This is a genomic window from Nocardia sp. NPDC050412 (assembly GCF_044458825.1).
In the GTDB taxonomy this organism is placed as follows: domain Bacteria; phylum Actinomycetota; class Actinomycetes; order Mycobacteriales; family Mycobacteriaceae; genus Nocardia.
The window spans coordinates 1-2,021 of sequence record NZ_JBITIJ010000040.1; the positions used below are offsets into that span (position 1 = coordinate 1).

3 protein-coding genes are annotated in these 2,021 nt (G+C 65.5%); 1 reads left to right on the forward strand and 2 read right to left on the reverse strand.

All coding sequences use genetic code 11. The features are described from left to right. Positions 1–405, forward strand: a 405-nt coding sequence (locus ACIBI6_RS41145; protein WP_396960592.1) for a C40 family peptidase, incomplete at its 5' end; no start/stop codon positions are given. Positions 406–423: 18 nt separating this feature from the next. Here ACIBI6_RS41145 and ACIBI6_RS41150 read toward each other — a convergent pair. Both ACIBI6_RS41150 and ACIBI6_RS41155 read right to left on the reverse strand, forming a co-directional pair. Continuing rightward, entirely contained in the window at positions 424–1,599 is a 1,176-nt protein-coding gene (locus ACIBI6_RS41150; RefSeq protein ID WP_396960594.1) for a transglycosylase SLT domain-containing protein, read from the reverse strand. 17 nt (positions 1,600–1,616) lie between these two features. Beyond that, the coding region (locus ACIBI6_RS41155; protein WP_396960596.1) for a transglycosylase SLT domain-containing protein at positions 1,617–2,021 on the reverse strand (405 nt) is incomplete at its 5' end.

Consider the following 2,021-nt stretch of genomic DNA (forward strand, 5'->3'; position numbering starts at 1 on the left):
CAATACACAGCCGCAGGCGGCGGCAGCATCGGCGGCGGCCCCACCACGGCGGCCGCCCAGAAGGCGGTTTCGGTGGCGATGGCCCAACAGGGCGACCCGTACGTGTGGGGTGCGGAAGGGCCCGGGTCATTCGACTGCTCCGGACTTATGCAATATGCCGCCAGAGCCGCCGGAGTCAACATTCCGCGAGTGGCCGCGGACCAGTACCGCCAGCTCCCCAAGGTCAACCCGGCCGACATTCGCCCCGGCGATCTGATCTTCCCGAATTCCGAATTCAACAACGGCAACCCCGGCCACGTCATGATGTACATCGGCAACGGGCAATGCGTCGAAGCGCCGCGCACCGGTCTGAACGTCCGGGTGACGAAGCTGCCGAGCAGCTATCACGCCAGCCGGTGGAGCTGATCCGGATCCACCGAGGCTTCAGTAGCCCACGTACGCGCCGCCGTGGTGCAACTTCACGATGCCGGGCACATTGGCGACCGAGCCGTAGCGATCGATCGCGTATCGCACCCCGGCGATGATGTTGTCGACCGGATTCCAGATATCGCGGTGCCCGGGCAAGGCGTGAGCATTGAACGTGGAATCGATGGTCTGCATCAACCCCTTGGAGGGATGTCCTGCCGCCGCATTGCTGTCCCAGCCGTTGATAGCGTGCGGATTGCCCGCTGATTCGTGCCGGATGATCGCCGCGATATCGGCAGGGTTGATCTGGCTGGTGTCATAGCCGTTCTGGTGCAGGATCTGTATGGCTGTATTGATCCATTGGCCCACTTCACCGGTGGGCTGTGTGCTCGGCGGGCCGCCGCTGGCAGCGCGCGAATAGACCTGCGGTCTGGATCGGCCGGAGTCCTGAACATACCGATTGGCCAGTGCGGCAACCTGTTCGGCCGAAATAGCCGCAGCGGACTGCCCATTCCCGAGTACTGCTCCGGCCCGCTGCAGGGCATCACCGAGTGCGACCATCACCTGACGCTGGGTCGCGGCAGAATTTCCGACCGCACCGAGTGCGGTCAATGCGGTATCGGCCTCGGCGATGATCGAGGCGATCGCCGCCCGGCCCTGAATGGTGTCTGCGGCCGAACCACCGAGAATCCGACCGAGTTCCGCGTTCAGGTTGCCCAACGCGTCGTTCTGTTGGGCGCCGCTCTGCCTACTGGCCGAATACTGCGCGCCGAACGCGCCATCCCAGAGCACCGGTCCGGTGGGCGCTCCATTGCCGACCAGCGGCGGTGCATTCGGCTGACCAGTATTCGACGTTGGAGTGCCGTCACCGTATTGGGCCGAGATCGATGCCAGTGCGCCCATTGCAGCAGCCGCCAACGGACCGGCACCGGCTGCGACGGCGGCCAGGTCCGAACCGCCGCCAACCGCCGAAGTGGTTGTCGGGGTGGATAGTCCGGGCATCGGGCTCGCCGATTGGCCGCGCACTGCGGCGGCTGCCGAACCCGAGGTGGCGGCGGTGGCCGCACCGACCGACTGCAACGGCGGCATGCGCACCGCAGGCCCCCGGGCCAGCGCGGCAGGGTTGCGGCGCGGCTCGGAAGTCGTGACCCCACCGCGGGCGTCCCGTGCATCGTCGACACTCGGTTCCGGCACTTCCCGATCCGGTGGCATTAGTACGGCTCGTACGCTCGGCCATTGCGCACCGCCACGACACCTGGCACGTTCTGTACGGATCCGTACCGATTTATGGCATAGCGGACGCCAGCGATGATGTTGTCGACTGGGTTGCGAATATTGGTGTGCCCCTGCACCGCCCACTGATTGAAGGTCGGCCCGATGGTCTGCATCAGGCCGATCGACGGAGTCCCGTTGTCGGCATTGCTGTCCGTCAGATTCATGGCGTTCGGATTACCACCGGATTCGTGCTGAATGATGAGCGCGATAGCTTCCGGGTCGATCTTGCTGATGTCGTAGCCCATCTGCCGCAGCACCTGCAGTGCCTGCTGAATCCACTGTCCGACGGTGCCGCCGACCGTCGTTGCCGTGCCGCTGCCGCCGCCTGCGGCTGCGTATTC